At 65.4% G+C, this 15,612-nt stretch carries 17 protein-coding genes; 8 read left to right on the top strand and 9 right to left on the bottom strand.

The window, feature by feature from the left end; all coding sequences use genetic code 11:
• Window positions 1–4 precede the first annotated feature (4 nt).
• A complete protein-coding gene (locus AB0N24_RS06610; RefSeq protein WP_364122090.1) occupies window positions 5–643 on the bottom strand; it encodes an HD domain-containing protein in 639 nt (212 codons plus the stop codon).
• Between the two features lie 101 nt (window positions 644–744).
• Between AB0N24_RS06610 and AB0N24_RS06605 the strand changes: the two genes are divergently transcribed.
• Window positions 745–1,710 (top strand): GlxA family transcriptional regulator, encoded by a 966-nt coding sequence (locus AB0N24_RS06605; protein ID WP_364122087.1) that lies wholly within the window; start codon window positions 745–747, stop codon window positions 1,708–1,710.
• On the opposite strand, the gene AB0N24_RS06600 is transcribed toward AB0N24_RS06605, so the two are convergent.
• Entirely contained in the window at window positions 1,700–2,521 is an 822-nt protein-coding gene (locus tag AB0N24_RS06600) for an NAD(P)H-dependent oxidoreductase (protein ID WP_364122390.1), read from the bottom strand. The genes AB0N24_RS06605 and AB0N24_RS06600 overlap by 11 nt on opposite strands.
• 133 nt (window positions 2,522–2,654) lie before the next feature.
• Between AB0N24_RS06600 and AB0N24_RS06595 the strand changes: the two genes are divergently transcribed.
• Together AB0N24_RS06595 and AB0N24_RS06590 are read left to right on the top strand one after the other, a co-directional pair.
• Window positions 2,655–3,011, top strand: a complete 357-nt coding sequence (locus AB0N24_RS06595) for a winged helix-turn-helix transcriptional regulator (RefSeq protein WP_364122084.1) — start codon at window positions 2,655–2,657, stop codon at window positions 3,009–3,011.
• A 67-nt stretch (window positions 3,012–3,078) separates the two neighbouring features.
• Complete coding sequence (locus AB0N24_RS06590) at window positions 3,079–3,543, top strand: phage tail protein (protein ID WP_364122081.1); 465 nt, start codon at window positions 3,079–3,081, stop codon at window positions 3,541–3,543.
• 16 nt (window positions 3,544–3,559) lie between these two features.
• Here AB0N24_RS06590 and AB0N24_RS06585 read toward each other — a convergent pair whose 3' ends face one another.
• A complete protein-coding gene (locus AB0N24_RS06585; RefSeq protein ID WP_364122078.1) occupies window positions 3,560–3,904 on the bottom strand; it encodes a hypothetical protein in 345 nt (114 codons plus the stop codon).
• 108 nt (window positions 3,905–4,012) lie between these two features.
• Here AB0N24_RS06585 and AB0N24_RS06580 point away from each other — a divergent pair, with 108 nt between their 5' ends.
• The 3 genes from AB0N24_RS06580 (at window position 4,013) to AB0N24_RS06570 (ending at window position 7,235) form a co-directional block, all read left to right on the top strand.
• A complete protein-coding gene (locus AB0N24_RS06580) occupies window positions 4,013–4,870 on the top strand; it encodes a PhzF family phenazine biosynthesis protein (protein ID WP_364122075.1) in 858 nt (285 codons plus the stop codon).
• Complete coding sequence (locus tag AB0N24_RS06575; protein WP_364122072.1) at window positions 4,867–5,799, top strand: SAM-dependent methyltransferase; 933 nt, start codon at window positions 4,867–4,869, stop codon at window positions 5,797–5,799. The genes AB0N24_RS06580 and AB0N24_RS06575 overlap by 4 nt, the downstream gene beginning before the upstream one ends.
• Window positions 5,800–5,975: 176 nt before the next feature.
• Window positions 5,976–7,235, top strand: a complete 1,260-nt coding sequence (locus tag AB0N24_RS06570) for an MFS transporter (RefSeq protein ID WP_364122388.1) — start codon at window positions 5,976–5,978, stop codon at window positions 7,233–7,235.
• Between the two features lie 118 nt (window positions 7,236–7,353).
• On the opposite strand, the gene AB0N24_RS06565 is transcribed toward AB0N24_RS06570, so the two are convergent.
• The 5 genes from AB0N24_RS06565 to AB0N24_RS06545 form a co-directional block, all read right to left on the bottom strand.
• The gene (locus tag AB0N24_RS06565; RefSeq protein WP_364122069.1) at window positions 7,354–7,770 is read right to left on the bottom strand and encodes an ester cyclase; all 417 of its coding nucleotides are present in this window, start codon (window positions 7,768–7,770) and stop codon (window positions 7,354–7,356) included.
• A 78-nt stretch (window positions 7,771–7,848) separates the two neighbouring features.
• Entirely contained in the window at window positions 7,849–8,547 is a 699-nt protein-coding gene (locus AB0N24_RS06560) for a DUF2182 domain-containing protein (RefSeq protein WP_364122386.1), read from the bottom strand.
• 187 nt (window positions 8,548–8,734) lie between these two features.
• Window positions 8,735–9,352 carry a DUF1326 domain-containing protein gene (locus AB0N24_RS06555; protein WP_364122066.1) on the bottom strand — a complete coding sequence of 206 codons (618 nt, stop codon included), beginning with the start codon at window positions 9,350–9,352 and terminating at the stop codon, window positions 8,735–8,737.
• 186 nt (window positions 9,353–9,538) lie between these two features.
• Window positions 9,539–10,897, bottom strand: a complete 1,359-nt coding sequence (locus tag AB0N24_RS06550) for an MFS transporter (RefSeq protein ID WP_364122063.1) — start codon at window positions 10,895–10,897, stop codon at window positions 9,539–9,541.
• A 110-nt stretch (window positions 10,898–11,007) separates the two neighbouring features.
• Window positions 11,008–11,313 carry a hypothetical protein gene (locus tag AB0N24_RS06545; RefSeq protein ID WP_364122060.1) on the bottom strand — a complete coding sequence of 102 codons (306 nt, stop codon included), beginning with the start codon at window positions 11,311–11,313 and terminating at the stop codon, window positions 11,008–11,010.
• Between the two features lie 278 nt (window positions 11,314–11,591).
• Between AB0N24_RS06545 and AB0N24_RS06540 the strand changes: the two genes are divergently transcribed.
• Complete coding sequence (locus AB0N24_RS06540; RefSeq protein ID WP_364122057.1) at window positions 11,592–13,235, top strand: glycosyl hydrolase 53 family protein; 1,644 nt, start codon at window positions 11,592–11,594, stop codon at window positions 13,233–13,235.
• Window positions 13,236–13,286: 51 nt separating this feature from the next.
• Here AB0N24_RS06540 and AB0N24_RS06535 read toward each other — a convergent pair whose 3' ends face one another.
• Window positions 13,287–13,622 carry a cupin domain-containing protein gene (locus AB0N24_RS06535; RefSeq protein ID WP_364122054.1) on the bottom strand — a complete coding sequence of 112 codons (336 nt, stop codon included), beginning with the start codon at window positions 13,620–13,622 and terminating at the stop codon, window positions 13,287–13,289.
• A 116-nt stretch (window positions 13,623–13,738) separates the two neighbouring features.
• Between AB0N24_RS06535 and ctaD the strand changes: the two genes are divergently transcribed.
• Entirely contained in the window at window positions 13,739–15,493 is a 1,755-nt protein-coding gene (gene ctaD, locus AB0N24_RS06530) for a cytochrome c oxidase subunit I (RefSeq protein WP_364122051.1), read from the top strand.
• Window positions 15,494–15,612: the final 119 nt, after the last annotated feature.

The following is a 15,612-nucleotide window of genomic DNA, read 5'->3' as shown; positions in this document are numbered from 1 at the left end:
GCGCTTATTCCGGCCAGCCGGAGCCCAGGATGACTTCCACGAAGTCGCCGCGCTGGAATCCGGGGACGTAATGGGCGAGCACGTCTGCCTTGACGTTGCCGAACGTGGTTTCCGGCCGGTCCTTGATGCCCTCGGTGAATGCTTCAAGGATGCGGTCCTTGAAGTTCGGCCTGGGGTGTGCCGCGACCACGGCGGCACGCTGTTCGTCGGAGATGGCATCGTAACCGATGCCCAGGACATCCAGTTCCACCCCGCGGGTCACCAGGGCAATCTCGGGGGCCATGTGCAGCGGAATCTCCGGGGTGGTGTGCAGCGCGATACCCGTCCAGACCCTGTCGGCCGCCTCGCCGGTGATTCCGTGGGAGTGCAGGAACCGACGGGCCTCGTCTGCGCCGTCGATCTCGAATCGCTGATCGGTGCGGCGGTACTTTTCGGTCAGGCCGAGGTCATGGAACATTGCCCCTACGTAGAGGAGCTCCGGGTCGAAATCCAGGCCCTGCTCCCGGCCGCGCAGCGACCCGAACACGAAGACCCGGCGGGAGTGGTCGAACAGCAGCGGCAATGCAACCTCGCGTACCAGTTCGGTCGCTTCCCGCGCCAAAGCGCTGTCGGGAATATCCACGCCAGCGATCGATTCAGTCATCTTGTTTTCCTTTTCTCATCGGTTGGTAGTCTCTTCCAGCATCGCCCGGAAGGGTAGAGTGGTGCCATGTCCGTACAGCCACGAAAACCACAAATTCAGACATGACTCAGCGGGTGGGCTTTGTCGTGTTCGACGGTGTGACGATGCTGGACGTCAGCGGTCCCGGCGAGGTGCTGCACCAGGCAATCCGGGCCGGCCTCCCGTACACGTCGGTCTTGGTCTCCCCGCGCGGTGGCAGTGTCACGGCCTCCTCCGGGCTGGTGATGGCGGGCACCACTGCGGTGGCCGACGCCGGGCCCCTTGACACGGTTGTCGTCGTCGGCGCCGACCGGCTCACCGAACCGGACCTCGACGGCGAGCTGCTGGCCGCCGTCAGCACGCTCGCTGAGCGGGCGGGGCGGGTTGCTTCAGTGTGCACAGGTGCATTCGTGCTTGCCGAACTCGGCCTGCTCGACGGCCGCCGGGCAACCACCCATTGGCGGCATACCGAAACTTTGGCCCGCCGCTACCCCCGAGTGCACGTGCAGCCGGACGTCATCCATGTCCGGGACGGCCGGTACACCACCTCTGCGGGCATCACCGCAGGAATCGATCTGGCGCTGTCGCTAGTGGAGGACGACCATGGGGCGCAGTCCGCCAGGGAGATAGCCCGCGAGCTGGTCGTGTTCATGCATCGCCCGGGCGGGCAGTCCCAGTTCTCCACGGCACTTGCGATCCCGCAGGCCCGCAGCAGCCTGCTGCGGTCGCTGACCGCAGCAGTGCACGCCGATCCGACGGCCGAGCACACGCTGCCGACCATGTCCGCGGCCGCAGCGGTCAGTGCCCGGCACCTGACCCGCCTGTTCCAGGCGGAGCTGGGCACCACGCCGGCCCGCTGGGTTGAACGCGTCCGCCTCGACCGGGCGCAGCAACTGGTGCTCGATGGCCACAGCATCACCGCAGCAGCCGAGCACAGCGGGTTCGGCAGCGACGAAACCCTCCGCCGCGCTTTCGGCCGGCACTTGGGCATCACGCCGACCGAATACCGGAAGCGCTTCGCCACCACCACGCCGTCCCTCAGCCAATGACGTCACCGCCGGATGTACGGGCGGCAGGGGCGATCCTATCGCTGTCGTCGACATGGATCTGGGGTCCCCGCTGTCCAGGGGCGATATCCGACCTCAGCTCAAGCCGACCGTCATAGTCGCCGCCATTCTGGCAGCGGAAACGAATCGGCGGTGTCTCCGGCAGCTCCTGCAGACGTCCGCGAAGTTGCTTGACAGCCAGTTCATAGTCCTCCACAGCGGCCCTGTCGGCGCCGTGAACCACCAGCGGTGGTACCACTGAGATGCCGGTGTACCAGAGCGTGCCGTGCTGGAGCGGGAACAGCAGCTCGTTGATCTCGCCGTTGATCCCCCGCGGGCCGATGCTCGATTCGCGTGCACCCACGGACGTGACGACCATTGCGGTCTTTCCGGAAAGATTCCCTTGCCCGTAGCGCAGCGTCTGCCCGGTGCCCGGATCATTGACGCCAAAGGCGAATCCCTTGACGAAGATGCGGTCAAACCAGCCCTTGAGTATCGCCGGCATTCCGTACCACCAGAGCGGAAACTGGAAAACCAGCGTATCTGCCCACGCGATCTTCCTTTGCTCCTCCACGATGTCCGCGCTGAGCCGGCCCGAAGCATAAGCCAACGCCGAAGCGTCTCCGACAATCAGCCGCTCACGGGCATCGTGTGCAAAGTCCTCACCGCTGACAATAGGATTCCACCCCATGGCGTACAGGTCGGACACCATGACCTGATGTCCGGCATCCTCCAGCCATCGCACGCCTGCATCACGCAGCGCGCCGCTAAGGGACCGTTGCTCAGGATGGGCAAACACCCACAACACCCGCATCTGCACTCGTCCTTTCGTCTCGACCGACCCACCTGTTCCAGCCAATCCCACACGGCCCTTTCGTGCAAGTACGGTCTTATATGACCCATACGTACGCCTTGTATAGTGGAGTCAGGCTGAGCGGAGGAAGCACATGCGCAAACCGGTATCCAACGCCGTCAACAGCTGCACCCTTGAAGTGGCCACGGCAGTGCTGGGCGGCACCTGGAAACTCACGATCCTTAAACACCTGCTCGCATCAACACGGCGGTACGGCGAGCTGAACCGGCTCATGCCCGGCATCACCCCGCGCATGCTCACACGCCAGCTCAGGGAGCTGGAGACGGACGGCGTCATCATCCGCACCGTCTATCCGCAGGTACCTCCCAAAGTGGAGTACTCCCCCAGCGAACTCGGGAGTACCCTGGCCCCGCTCGTAGCGGACCTCGAGCGGTGGGGCACCATGTACAGCAACCGCCTCCCGGACAACATCGACAACGGCCCACAATAATCGGCCCAGGAGCCGCTGCACGTCGTCGCGTTAGCATGGTCCCAACACGTCCCTACCAGGAGGCTACATGCCGTACACCGTTGACTTCGAGAACGTTTCTACTGTCGGCTTGGAATCGTCTCCGGTCGCCGAGACCCTCGCCGGGTTGCGCGCCAACGAGGCCCGCTATTACCGGAACAAGTACCACCACGTCTTCTCAGTGAGCCCTGCAAGCGAGGTTCCAGAGGTGGTGGACCGGGTGAGCCGGATCCTCCGGGACGAGCGTGACATCGTCATCGGATCCCGCCCGCTGGAAGCCACCGCCTTCGAAGTCGACGGTTTGCGGATGGCCTACGTTTTCTACGAGTCGGGGCTGTCTGTCAACGTCATGTACAGCGTCGAGGACGGCGGGAAGCGAGCGGTCGGGTTCAAACTCGCCGACGGCATGGAAATTCCGGAGGAACTGGCGCCGCGCTTCAAGTTCGCCCGCCAAAAATCGAAGCTGGCGGGCGTTATTCGCGGCTCCTACTTCGTGATCAAGGGCGAGTACTGACCAGGCACCGGTCGCGTTATCCACGGGTGGAACGGTGGGCAGACCCCACGAAGTCCAGGGCTTCACGGGCCAGGGCCAGCCATGACCCCTCATCATCCGCCGTGACGGTGAGCCACTCCTTCATCGCACGGCCCTTGCCGGCGTCGAACGGTGCCCCGGCTCCGGACCCGATCAGCGCGGTGACGCGATCGTGCGGCAGCTTCACTACGAGCCGGCCTCCGGCGATCATCGCAAAAATCGAGCCGTTGACCTTCAATGCGGACGATCCGAACCCTCGGCGTCCCGGTTCACCCGGAACCGCGACCCCTGGCCTGGCTCTGAACTCGTCCGCCAGCGCGGTGAACCGCTCCTCGGGAAGCATGCAATCATCGTCCCTCCCCGGACATCGGGGAACAACCCCTCTGACCGGTCCGGCCGTGCTTGGGCAAAGTTGACGGGCATTAGCCGGACGCCGTGCGAGGATACCGGAATGGAAACGACCTCCGAAGTTCTGCGTTATGCCGCCTTTACCACCACTCCCGAGGGGGGAAATCCGGCGGGAGTAGTCCTGGACGCCACCCGGCTCGACGACGCCCGGATGCAGGCCATCGCCGCCGACATCGGATATGCGGAAACGGTCTTCGTCACCGAAGCGAGGGTTGACGGCGACTTCCGCCGAAACCGTGTCCGGTACTTCTCCCCGATTGCCGAGGTGCCGTTTTGCGGCCATGCCACGATTGCTTTGGCCGTCGCGCTGTCAGGGCGTGATGGTACGGGGACCTTTGTCTTCGACACGGCCGTGGGACCTGTGGCGATCGAGACTGCAGGCCAGGGTGCAGCGGTGACGGCGTGCTTCACCAGCGTTGAGCCGCGGGTTGCCGAGTTCCCCGACGGTGTTCTGGCCACCCTGCTCGGGTTGCTCGGCGCGGACCGGCGTGATCTGCACCCTGAGTACCCTCCGATGATCGCTTTTGCCGGAAACTGGCATCCCATTCTCGTCTTCGCGGAACGAAGCACCTTTGACTCATTCGTTTTCGACCCGGACTCCATGCGCACGTTGATGGACGCCCAGAACTGGGCGGGCACCGTCACGACGCTCTACGAGATTGGACCGGGCGTGTACGACTCGCGCAATCTCTTCCCGGTTGGCACCATCACTGAAGATCCGGCGACCGGTTCGGCGGCCGCTGCCTTCGGCGGATACCTCCGCTTGCTTTCACTCGTGAAGCCGCCAAGCCGCGTAGTTGTCCACCAAGGCAGCCATGTGGGCCGCCCGAGCGTCCTCACAGTCGATACTCCTCCATCCGGCGGGATTGCGGTGAGCGGTGAAGCAGTGGAGATCCCATGACGGAACTTGAGGACCACGGGCTGCCGCTGACCGCCCTGGCCGTGGCAGCAGGCCGTGCCGTCGAGACATCCCGGCCCGACCAGCTCATCGCGGATCCGTTCGCTGCCGCCATTGTGGAGGCCGCCCACTCCCACGTGGACCTGCCCACGGCATGGCCCGCCAGCCCCGAAGACGCCCCTCCATTTCAGCAGCCGCTCCTGCTCGCGTCGATCTACCTCGGGATGCGGACCCGGTTCATCGACGACTTCCTGACGTCGGACCCGCAGACCGCCCAGACCGTGATCCTCGGCGCGGGGCTGGACACCCGCGCCTACCGGCTCACCTGGCAGGCCGGCGCCAGGGTCATCGAGATCGACCACGCCAACGTCCTGGAGTTCAAGGCGTCCGTATTGACGGGCCTGTCCGCCGAGCCGGCCTGCGAGCTGATCACTGTGGCTACGGACCTGTCCCGGCCGTGGCGCGAGCCGCTCCTGGCGGCCGGCTTTGATCCGAAGCAGCCCACCACGTGGGTCCTCGAAGGCCTGCTGCCGTACCTCGATGCCGCCGCCCAGCTGGCGGTGCTGGTGGAGGTGGCGGCATTGTCGGCGTCGGGATCCCGGGTGGTGATTGAGCGGGCGGTGGCCCTGCCCAAGACTGACGACCTGGAGGCAAAGCTGCGGGATTTCAGCCTCCAGACGGGGCTTTCCATGAGCGAACTGCTGGCGCGGGCCGTTCCGCCCGACCCGGTGGCCCTGCTCGAACCGGCCGGCTGGCGCTGCAGTGAACACACCGTCCCCCAGCTGTGTTCGATGTATGGCCGCAACCTGTCGCTGACTGAATCCACCGAGGCTGACTCCGCGGAAACCGTTGCGCCCGGACCGGAGGAGACGGGCGATTCCGGCACGTCCGGCGGGTCGCGCGGCGGCTTCGTCACCGCCTGGAGGCCGTGAGCCAGTAGCGTCAGGACGCGTCCGTGAGGGTGGGTCTGACAGACCCTGCCTCGGGCCAAATAAATCAGGTAATTTGAGTAAAGGACACCGGCAACCGGCGCCGCGCTCCTTCCCCACTCCCTGAAAAGGACTCCTCACCCGTGTCTCCCGCGACCTCCGTTTCCGCACGCGACCGCATGCCCTTCGGCGCGCTGCTGGTGCTGTCGATGATCGGCTTCACCGCCATCACCACCGAACTGCTGCCCTCCGGCCTGCTCCCCCAGATCAGCGCCGGGCTCAGCGTGTCCGAGCCCGTGGCCGGCTACCTCACCGCCGGGTACGCCGCCGTCATCGTGGCCACGGTGATCCCGGCCGCCATGCTGCTGTCCCGCATCCCCCGGCACATCCTCCTGGTGGCGCTGGTCCTGACCTTCGCCATCAGCAACGCCCTGGTGGGGCTGGTGTCCGACTTCGGCGCCGCCCTCGCCGCCAGGCTGGTGGGCGGCATCGCCCACGGTCTGCTCTGGACCGCCATGGCCCCCTTCGTGGCGCGCATTGTTCCGGCCCACAAGGTGGGAAAGGCGATGGCCATCGTGTTCAGCGGCAACAGCCTTGGCCTGGCCATCGGCGCCCCGCTGGGAACCGCCCTGGGCGCGGCGGTCGGCTGGCGGGCATCCTTCCTCCTGCTCGCGGGCGCCGGCGTCGTGCTCGCGGCGCTGGCCATGTGGCTGCTGCCCGCCGTGCGGAGGATCCCGGACGCCCCGCGGCCGTCGCTGCGCAAGGCGATCGGCCAGCCCGGAGTGAAGCCGGTGGCCATCGCCTGGCCGCTGATGCTGATGGCGCACTTCGCGCTGTTCACCTTCATCGCCCCGTTCCTCCGTGAGGCCGGCCTGCCCGACTACAGCATCACCCTTTCGCTCACCGTCCTGGGATTCGCCGGGCTGGTGGGCATCTGGATCGCCGGCATCACCGTGGACATGCGGCCGCGCCGTTCACTGCTGATCACGACGGCGGTAATCGCCGCCGCGTTCCTCCTCCTGCCGCTGGGCGGCACAACCGTCCCGGGCGCCCTGGTGCTGATGGCGGTCTGGGGAGCGGCCTTCGGCGCGATCGGCATCTACAACCAGTCGGCCATCCTCCGCGCCGGCAAGGAATACCGGGAAGCCGCCAACGGCCTCACCGTGCTGACCATCCAGCTGGGGATCACCATCGGCGCACTATACGGCGCGGTCGCCCTCACTACAGCAGGCCCGCTGCTGGTGCCGGTCGCCGCTGCGGTACCCGTCGTCGTCGCCCTCGTGATTATGGTGACCGGGCGCAGGCACGCCTATCCGCCGGGGCCGAAAGAGGCGGGCTATGTGGCAGCGGAACAGAAACCAGCTCAGGCGCACACGCCGGACGCGCCCGCCGCGAACGTGGCTGCCGCAGCTGCGGCGGACGTGTCCGCCCGCGCTTAGGGCATAGGGGTGCGGCACCGCCACGGGACGGTGCCGCACGCTGTGCCTCCCGCCGTCGGCTAGGAGTGGCGGCGGGAAACTCTAGTGGCCCGATTTGCGGACGTCCGTCCGGCGAGCCCTAGGTAGGGACTGCACCAAGCTGCTGCATGAGGGTCAAGTTGTCCGTGGTTCCCCAATGCTCGGCCACCTTGCCGTCCTCGACGCGGATAATGTCGGTTGTGCCGAATTCGACGCTCTTGCCCGTTGCGGGCATGCCGGCCATTTCCCCGCGATGAGTGCCCGTGAGAATTACGTGGCAGGCCTCCAGGTTTCCGTCGGCCAATGATGCTTCGATCGTCTTGACCTTAATATCCGGGAACGCCGTCCGGATCGCATTCACGAAGTAGCGAACACCATCCTTGCCGGGCGGCTGCCCTGGTAGAGCCTCCTCATGATCGACGTAGTCATCCGTCGACAACTCGTCAATGAGGGACAGATTTCCGCCCTCGATTATTTCCTTATAAAACCGCTCGATCAGTCCAGCCCCGTCAGCCATTTCCAACTCCTCCAGTGCATGAGACCTATCAGATTTCCCCCGTTTCCACGGCCGCCGCGCGTTGTGCAGGGCGGCCGGTTACATCCCCATACCGCCCGTCGCCGCGGGTATGAGGGCCACACCGAGTGCGATCACGGCGAGCGCCACCGCAACGGAGCGGTTGGCCAGCCGTCTCCACGGCAGCATCTTCTCCCCCGCAATGAAGGCCCCAATCAGCGCCATCCAGCCGAGGCTCATCACCCCAAGCGCAAACAGGGCCACCATCAGCGCCCAACAGCAGGCGACGCACCAGGCACCGTGCTCCACGCCCATCACCAGCGCGCCCCGGTACCCGGGCCGCATGCGGTGCAGGATGAAATCCATGGGGTTTCGGCATTTCATCAGGCTGATGTTCTTGGCGGGCGTCAGCTGATAAACCGCAGCCAGCATGATCACTCCCACCGCCAGGTAGCGGCCGCCCTGGTCCGAGCCGAAGAGCCCGGGAAGCAGTGACGCCACCGCGTTGTACAGCCCGTAGGCCAGCACCCCGAACACCGTCCAGGAAATCAGGTAGCCGGCAACGAACACGGCGGTGGATCCGCCGGGCGCATACCGCCCCGTCGTGCGCCGGTGGTGCTGGATCCTGTCATAGGCCACCACCATGGGTGCCACGGAGGGGAACATCATGGCCGCCAGCATCACCACCCACGTGGTGACGAAGAATCCCAGCGGTCCCGGATCTGTCCAGCGGCCCATGTCCATCCCGCTCAGCTGGGTGGACGTGAAGATCCAACTCATCGCTGCCAAGAGGAGCAGGACAGCGATCAGGCTGGCTTCCCGAGGGTCAATGCGGGGGGCGGTGTGCGCTCTCGCCTGTCCCTGCGCAGCGAGCCCGGAGACGGCAGCACCCGAAATGGCGGCGCGCGCAAAGACGCGCCCGCGGCCTCTCTTGAAAAGCCTCCTGTGATACATCGGCCGGCCGCGCTTAGCCGCGGCCCTTCGGGGCATCCTCTGCCATCTCACTGGCGAAGGTGAAGTCCGCGGTCTCGCCGTAGACGCCGTCGAATTCCAGGCCAAACAGGTCCGAGTGGCCCGGTCCCTTTCCAATCCGGAATTCCGGGGCGAAGCCGAACATCGCGTTCTTCTCGGTGGTGAAACCGCCGCCCGGCCCCGGTAGCGGCTCGAATGTGAGGTCAGCGTGCCCGGCGACCGAACCCGACGGGCTGTCGCCATCGGAGAATGTGACGCTCGCACGCTCGACTCCTAGCCATTCTCCGTACAACGCCGCAAAATCCGCGAACGGGCCGCCAGCCTCACCATGAAGGATGCTTTCCAAGGCGGTGGCCTGCGCAGCCGATGCGCCGTCGTCGACAACCACTCCCACTTTCCAGCCACCTGCGGTGAGGTTCGACGGGAACCAGTTGCAGAAGGCGAAGGCGATGCCGGACAGATCGGTATCATCGAGTTTTCCACTCGCGATGTTGAACACAGCCACGCCGCGGCACTCGTTGTTCGGTCCCGTGGGCGTCCCATCCACCGGGCACGGACAAATTAACTGGCAATTGCAGTTGGCGACATACTTTCCGGAAATTTCCCAAGACATTAGGACTCCTTGCTGGCGCCCTCGCCTAGCAGAAGCGGCCCAGACTCCAGCGCCGAAAATACTCAGGAACGGGGCGGATGGCCCCGTTAAGGCAGACACTATTCCCGCGGAATCTGGGTGTCAATATGCCGTGAATACAAGGAAATGGGGCGCCATAGTTGTGCCCTGTTTCCCGCTCCGGCTGGCTCATTTCCGCTCCCGCCACAGCAGCGTCACGCCGAACGCGACGCCGCCCAGCACCAGCATGGCGATCACCATCAGGCCCCAGTTGGCCTGGTTCACGCCGCTCCCGTAGAAGATGCCGATCATCACCGTGGCCGTGATGGCGCCAAGGTAGCGGCAGGTCTGGAAGATGCCCGCGGCCACCCCGCGTTCGTGCGGCTGGGTGGAGACGTACATGCCCTGGCTGGAGGCGATGCTCACCACGCTCCACGGAATGCCCATCAGCGCGGTGAGCACCAGGACCAGCGGGATGGCGAACGAGGCAGTCAGCAGCCACATGGTTCCCGCGGCGGCCACCAGGAACAGCACCCCGGCAATCAGCACCCGCCGCACACCGAAGCGTTCGATCGCGCGGACCGCGAACGGCGTCGCGACCACGGACATCGCTGCAAGCGGCAGCATCAGGAGACCCACGACGCCGGGATCGTAGCCGGCCGCTTCCTGCAGCAGCTGCGGCAGGCCGAAGAACGCGAAGTAATAGATGCCGTTGAACACGGCGAAGCCGAGGTAGACCAGCAGTAGCGGCCGGTTCCTGCCTAGCAGCCGCAGGTCCAGGAACGGCGGGCTGAACTTCAGCTCGCGCCAGACGAACAGGGCCGCCAGCACCGTCCCGCCGGCGAGCAGCCACCAGCGCACGTCCGGCAGCACGTTCAGCAGGGCCATCATGGTGAGCATCAGCGATCCGACGAAACCCAGGATGCCGGGGATGTCCGAGTCGCGCAGCAGCTCCGCGGCACTCCCTCGCTCGCGTTCCTCGTCCGCCGGGGCAAACTTCCAGACGACCAGCAGTGCCGCGAGGGACAGCGGCACATTGATCAGGAACAGCGCCTGCCAGCCCACAAGGCTCACCAGCAGCCCGCCCACCACGGGGCCGACCGCCGCCGCGGACGTGTTGGCCATCTGGATCCGGCCGAGCGGCCGGGTGGACTTCACATTGGCTGTCCGGGCCAGCGCGCCGACGATCACGACGGCGCTCGGGTACGCGGTGGCCGTGCCGAGCGCCATGAATGCCCTGGCGACGCACAGCAGGGCGAAGTTTTGGGCGAACGGTGCCACCGCGCAGGTTGCAGCCACCAGCACCATCCCGAAGGTGAACAGGCGCCGCGGGCCGAAGCGGTCCGCCAGCCGGCCCATCAGCGGCTGGCCCGCTGCTGAGGTGAGGTAGAAGGCGGTGATCACCCAGGTGACCGTGGCAACGTCGAGCCCGAAATCCGCGCGCAGCACCACGAGGGCGACGGCGATCATGGACGAATTCAGCGGGTTCAGCGAAGTGCCCAGGCTGAGGCCGGCCACGGCGAGGGCTGTCCGGGGTTTGTTGCTCACGGAAACAGTCTGTCCCACATCTGCGCGGGAGGCCGAACTTGGTTACGGCCGTGCGTGAGTTGCACCGGCCGAGCCACCACCGGCGGTGGTGGCGACCGGATTCTCAGCGGTCAGCCCGCGGCCTGCCCCTCGCGGGCCGTCTCCTCCAGGAGCCTGGCTGTCGGCGACGCCGACATCAGCTGCCCTATCACCTCCGGTTTGTCCCACACGTCCCTGCGGAGCCGCTCCAGAAAGGCGGTCGCTGCGTCCTTGGTGTCGAAGTCAAGGAGCACGGCCACGCTGTTCTGGTCGTCTGTATCCCGGAACAGGCGGACAGACCGGGCGCCCGAGGCGGCGCGGCCTGCAGGATCGCTGTCGAATACTTTCTTGAAAGCCTCGTAGTCCCGGACCGGATAGCTGATCTGCAAGGTGAACACCGTGGTTCCTTTCCCTCGGGCTGTGTCAGGTCAAAGATAGGCCTTCCAGCGTCATCCCGGTAGGGCCCAACGCTGGCCGCGATCCGGTGCTGCGTCGGGAAGCCCGCCCCCACAGGGTGAGGGCCGAAAGTTTGCCGTGAACGCTCCCAGCATTCCATGAGAACAAGAGACTTTCCTGATTTTGAACTGCTCTATTATCAACCAATAATCATGTGCTAGAACTGGGAGCGCACACAGCTCAGTGAGCTGATTCAATTCATACCGTCAGGGAGGACGACATGAAAAAGCACCATAGGGAAATTCACCCCCAGGCGAAGCGGCACCGTCGACCAGCGGTGGTGGCGGCGTCGCTCCTCACGGTGCTGGCGCTGCCCGCCGGGATGGCGCCGGCCACTGCGGAGAACCCGGCTGCACCGGGCGACGGCACCATCATCAACGGCGGGTTCGCCAATGGGCTGACCGGCTGGAAAGTCTCAGGGAAGACGGCCTCCACAACCACAGAGGCGGCCGCCGGAAATGCCCACCTCAGCCAGCGCCTCGACGCCGACGGCACCGCAACCGCACGCCAGAAAACCGGCCGCCTGGCCGAAGGCTGGTGGACGGTTTCCGCCCGCGTAAAGGCCGAAGGAACCCTCGGTGCCTCACGGATCGGCCTCAAGAACTGCGGCGTCGACGGCGAAACCGTCCTGCCGTCCGCCGCGCAGGACGGCGCCTGGCTACAGATCTCGGCCGACGCCTACGTCACGAAGGGCGCCTGCGAGATCGTGATCGAAACCCGCGGCACGGCTGGTGACTGGGCCGTCGTCGACGACGTCACGCTCACACCGGGATCGGTCCAGCGGGCCGTCCGCGGCGCCGACCTTTCCAACCTGGCCAAGAACGAGGACAAGGGCGCTGTCTACTTCGACGCCCGGGGCAAGCCGGTGGATGCCGTCGAGGCCTTCGCCGACGCCGGCGCCAACATGGTGCGGCTCAAGGTGTGGGTCAACCCGGCTGATGGCTACAACACCACCAACGAAGTGGTGGCCACGGCCAAGCGCGCCAAGGCCGCCGGCATGAAGGTCCTTGTTGACTTCCACTACAGCGACCGCTGGACCGACCCCGGCGCCCAGGGAACACCGGCAGCCTGGGCCGAACTGAGCCCACAGGAAACGGCGGATGCCGTGTATGCCCATACCTTCGAGGTGCTGACCGCGCTGAAGGACGCCGGCGCGACGGCGGACTCCGTCCAGGTGGGCAACGAGATCAACCCGGGCATGCTGTGGCCCCTTGGCCAGACCTGGGATGTGAACCCCGCGGATGACGTCACGGGAGCGCAGTGGGATAACCTCGCACTGTTCCTCTCCGCCGGCTCGCGTGCTGCGAAGGACGTCAGCGCCGGGACGGATGTCATCCTGCACCTGACCAACATCAACAACGGCATCGGCGGCCTCACCTGGTGGTTCGACGAGGTGACAAAGCGGGGCGTCCGGTTCGACACCATCGGCCTGTCCTACTACGGCTACTGGCACGGTTCCATGGCCGATCTGCAGAATGCCATCACCACACTGTCCGCCCGCTACGACCGCGACGTAATCGTCGTCGAAAACTCCTACCCGTTCACCCTCGACGACGACACGGTTGACCCCTGGGAAAACGTGATTAGAAGCCAGAGCCAGCTGGTTTCCGGCTACCCGGCAACCCCGGACGGACAGGCCGCCAACTTCCGGGCCGTGCAGGACGTCGTGGCCTCCGCACCCGGCGGCCGTGGCATCGGGGTGGTCTCCTGGGAGCCAGCCTGGACGGCGGTTCCGGGCAATGGCTGGGATCCCGCCGATCCCACCACGGGCAACGCATGGGAGAACCAGGCCATGTTCGACTTCGACGGCCGGGCGCTTCCTGCTCTGCAGGAATTCGCACCCGACCCGGACGTCAGGCGGTAGTCCGGTATTTCGCCGGGGCCGCATCTGCCTGGGCAACAGGCAGGTGCGGCTCTACTTCGCAGCCTTTGCCACGGTAAAAAGGAACGTCGAGTCCTCCTCCGCTTCCAGGCTGTGCAGTCCCTCCGGAACAATCAGCAGGTCACCGGGCTTGCCGTCCCAGGAGTCGCCGCCGGCCCGAAGCCGGAGACTCCCTTGCAGGACAAAGACTGTGGCGTCACCCGGATTCTGGTGCTCGCTCAACTTCGTGCCGGCCTTGAGCGCCATGACCGTCTGGCGAAGCACCTTCTCATGCCCGCCATAGACGGTGTCGGCAGCCCGCCCGTTGCTCGCTGCAAGGGCCGCGGCCAGCTGTTGCCGGGCCAGGGCGTCGATCGAAATTTTCTGCATGAGGCCACGGTACTCAAAAGCCCAGCCAGCACAAGCTCTGGACAGCACGATCCGCCGTCAGTAAATTCGAAGAATAGATCCCACCTCCCGCGGGACCTTCGGGAAAAGAGCCGGTCATGGCCACTTATGATTACGCTTCCGGAACTGCGGCGCCTACCTCCTACGCCCAAGTTGTGCCGAAGCGCAAGGGACGCATGGTGGTCAACTGGATCACCACCACAGACCACAAGACCATCGGGTACTTGTACCTGATCGCGTCCTTCGTATTCTTCTGCTTCGGCGGCGTGATGGCCCTGCTGATCCGCGCCGAACTGTTTGAACCGGGCATGCAGATCCTGCAGACCAAGGAGCAGTACAACCAGCTGTTCACCATGCACGGCACGGTGATGCTCCTCATGTTCGCCACGCCGCTGTTCGCGGGCTTCACCAACGTCATCATGCCGCTGCAGATCGGCGCCCCGGATGTCGCCTTCCCGCGACTGAACGCGCTGGCCTTCTGGTTCTTCCTGTTCGGCTCCACCATCGCCGTCTCCGGCTTCATCACCCCTCAAGGCGCAGCTTCCTTCGGCTGGTTTGCCTACGCCCCGCTGAATAACACCACATTCACGCCCGGCGTGGGCGGTGACCTGTGGGTCTTCGGCCTCGCGCTCTCCGGCTTCGGCACCATCCTCGGCGCCGTCAACTTCATCACGACGATCGTCTGCATGCGTGCCCCGGGCATGACCATGTGGCGCATGCCCATCTTCACGTGGAACGCCCTGGCCACGTCCATCCTGGTGATCATGGCCTTCCCGCCGCTGGCAGCAGCGCTGTTCGCCCTCGGCGCCGACCGCAAGTTTGGTGCCCACATCTACGATCCAGAGAACGGCGGTGCCGTCCTCTGGCAGCACCTGTTCTGGTTCTTCGGCCACCCCGAGGTGTACATCATCGCGCTGCCGTTCTTCGGCATCGTCTCCGAGATCTTCCCGGTCTTCAGCCGCAAGCCGATCTTCGGCTACAAGGGCCTGGTCTACGCGACCATCGCCATCGCCGCGCTGTCCGTGACCGTGTGGGCGCACCACATGTACGTGACCGGCTCGGTCATGCTGCCGTTCTTCGCCTTTATGACGATGCTGATCGCGGTCCCGACCGGCGTGAAGTTCTTCAACTGGATCGGCACCATGTGGGGCGGCTCGCTCACCTTTGAGACACCCATGCTGTGGAGCATCGGCTTCCTCGCAACGTTCCTTTTCGGCGGCCTGACCGGCATCATCCTGTCCTCCCCGCCGCTGGACTTCCACGTCTCGGACTCCTACTTCGTGGTGGCCCACTTCCACTACGTGGTGTTTGGCACCGTGGTGTTCGCCATGTTCGCCGGCTTCTACTTCTGGTGGCCGAAGTGGACCGGCAAGATGCTCAACGAGCGCCTCGGCAAGATCCACTTCTGGATGCTGTTCCTCGGCTTCCACGGAACCTTCCTGATCCAGCACTGGCTCGGTGTCCAGGGCATGCCCCGCCGCTACGCCGACTACATGCCGCAGGACAACTTCGCCTGGATGAACCAGTTCTCCACCATCAGCTCTTACCTTCTCGGTGCGTCGATGATCCCGTTCTTCTGGAACGTGTACATCACCTGGCGCAGCCACGAAAAGGTCCAGGTGGACGATCCCTGGGGCTTTGGTGCTTCGCTGGAGTGGGCCACGTCCTGCCCGCCGCCGCGCCACAACTTCACGTCGCTGCCGCGCATCCGTTCGGAGCGCCCTGCCCTTGACCTCCACCACCCGGAGCTTCGGGTGCGTGAACACGAGACCACCCATTCGCCGGCCGCAGACGTCCTCGGGGCGGCAGACATCGGCGAGAAGGACGTGCGGAATCCGAATCCGGACGAGTAAGCGCAACCGCCGGGAGCTTTTCATCCTTAGCGCTGCCGATTAGCGCCGCTCCGCGGCTGTGCCTTCCTGTGCCTTCCTTTGTTGCCCGTTCCCAATTGTTCAGGCAGAAGCCTGTTTCG

Source organism: Arthrobacter sp. NPDC093128 (assembly GCF_040683875.1).
GTDB lineage: Bacteria > Actinomycetota > Actinomycetes > Actinomycetales > Micrococcaceae > Arthrobacter.
Note: the sequence above shows the minus strand (reverse complement) of the source record. Positions and strands in the feature narration are given on the sequence as shown.

Excerpts from the sequence above, each read along its gene's own strand:
- AB0N24_RS06610 (WP_364122090.1), bottom strand. The coding sequence starts at position 643 with ATGACTGAATCGATCGCTGGCGTGGATATTCCCGACAGCGCTTTGGCG.
- AB0N24_RS06605 (WP_364122087.1), top strand. The coding sequence starts at position 745 with ATGACTCAGCGGGTGGGCTTTGTCGTGTTCGACGGTGTGACGATGCTG.
- AB0N24_RS06600 (WP_364122390.1), bottom strand. The coding sequence starts at position 2,521 with ATGCGGGTGTTGTGGGTGTTTGCCCATCCTGAGCAACGGTCCCTTAGC.
- AB0N24_RS06595 (WP_364122084.1), top strand. The coding sequence starts at position 2,655 with ATGCGCAAACCGGTATCCAACGCCGTCAACAGCTGCACCCTTGAAGTG.
- AB0N24_RS06590 (WP_364122081.1), top strand. The coding sequence starts at position 3,079 with ATGCCGTACACCGTTGACTTCGAGAACGTTTCTACTGTCGGCTTGGAA.
- AB0N24_RS06585 (WP_364122078.1), bottom strand. The coding sequence starts at position 3,904 with ATGCTTCCCGAGGAGCGGTTCACCGCGCTGGCGGACGAGTTCAGAGCC.
- AB0N24_RS06580 (WP_364122075.1), top strand. The coding sequence starts at position 4,013 with ATGGAAACGACCTCCGAAGTTCTGCGTTATGCCGCCTTTACCACCACT.
- AB0N24_RS06575 (WP_364122072.1), top strand. The coding sequence starts at position 4,867 with ATGACGGAACTTGAGGACCACGGGCTGCCGCTGACCGCCCTGGCCGTG.
- AB0N24_RS06570 (WP_364122388.1), top strand. The coding sequence starts at position 5,976 with ATGCCCTTCGGCGCGCTGCTGGTGCTGTCGATGATCGGCTTCACCGCC.
- AB0N24_RS06565 (WP_364122069.1), bottom strand. The coding sequence starts at position 7,770 with ATGGCTGACGGGGCTGGACTGATCGAGCGGTTTTATAAGGAAATAATC.
- AB0N24_RS06560 (WP_364122386.1), bottom strand. The coding sequence starts at position 8,547 with ATGAGTTGGATCTTCACGTCCACCCAGCTGAGCGGGATGGACATGGGC.
- AB0N24_RS06555 (WP_364122066.1), bottom strand. The coding sequence starts at position 9,352 with ATGTCTTGGGAAATTTCCGGAAAGTATGTCGCCAACTGCAATTGCCAG.
- AB0N24_RS06540 (WP_364122057.1), top strand. The coding sequence starts at position 11,592 with ATGAAAAAGCACCATAGGGAAATTCACCCCCAGGCGAAGCGGCACCGT.
- AB0N24_RS06535 (WP_364122054.1), bottom strand. The coding sequence starts at position 13,622 with ATGCAGAAAATTTCGATCGACGCCCTGGCCCGGCAACAGCTGGCCGCG.
- ctaD (WP_364122051.1), top strand. The coding sequence starts at position 13,739 with ATGGCCACTTATGATTACGCTTCCGGAACTGCGGCGCCTACCTCCTAC.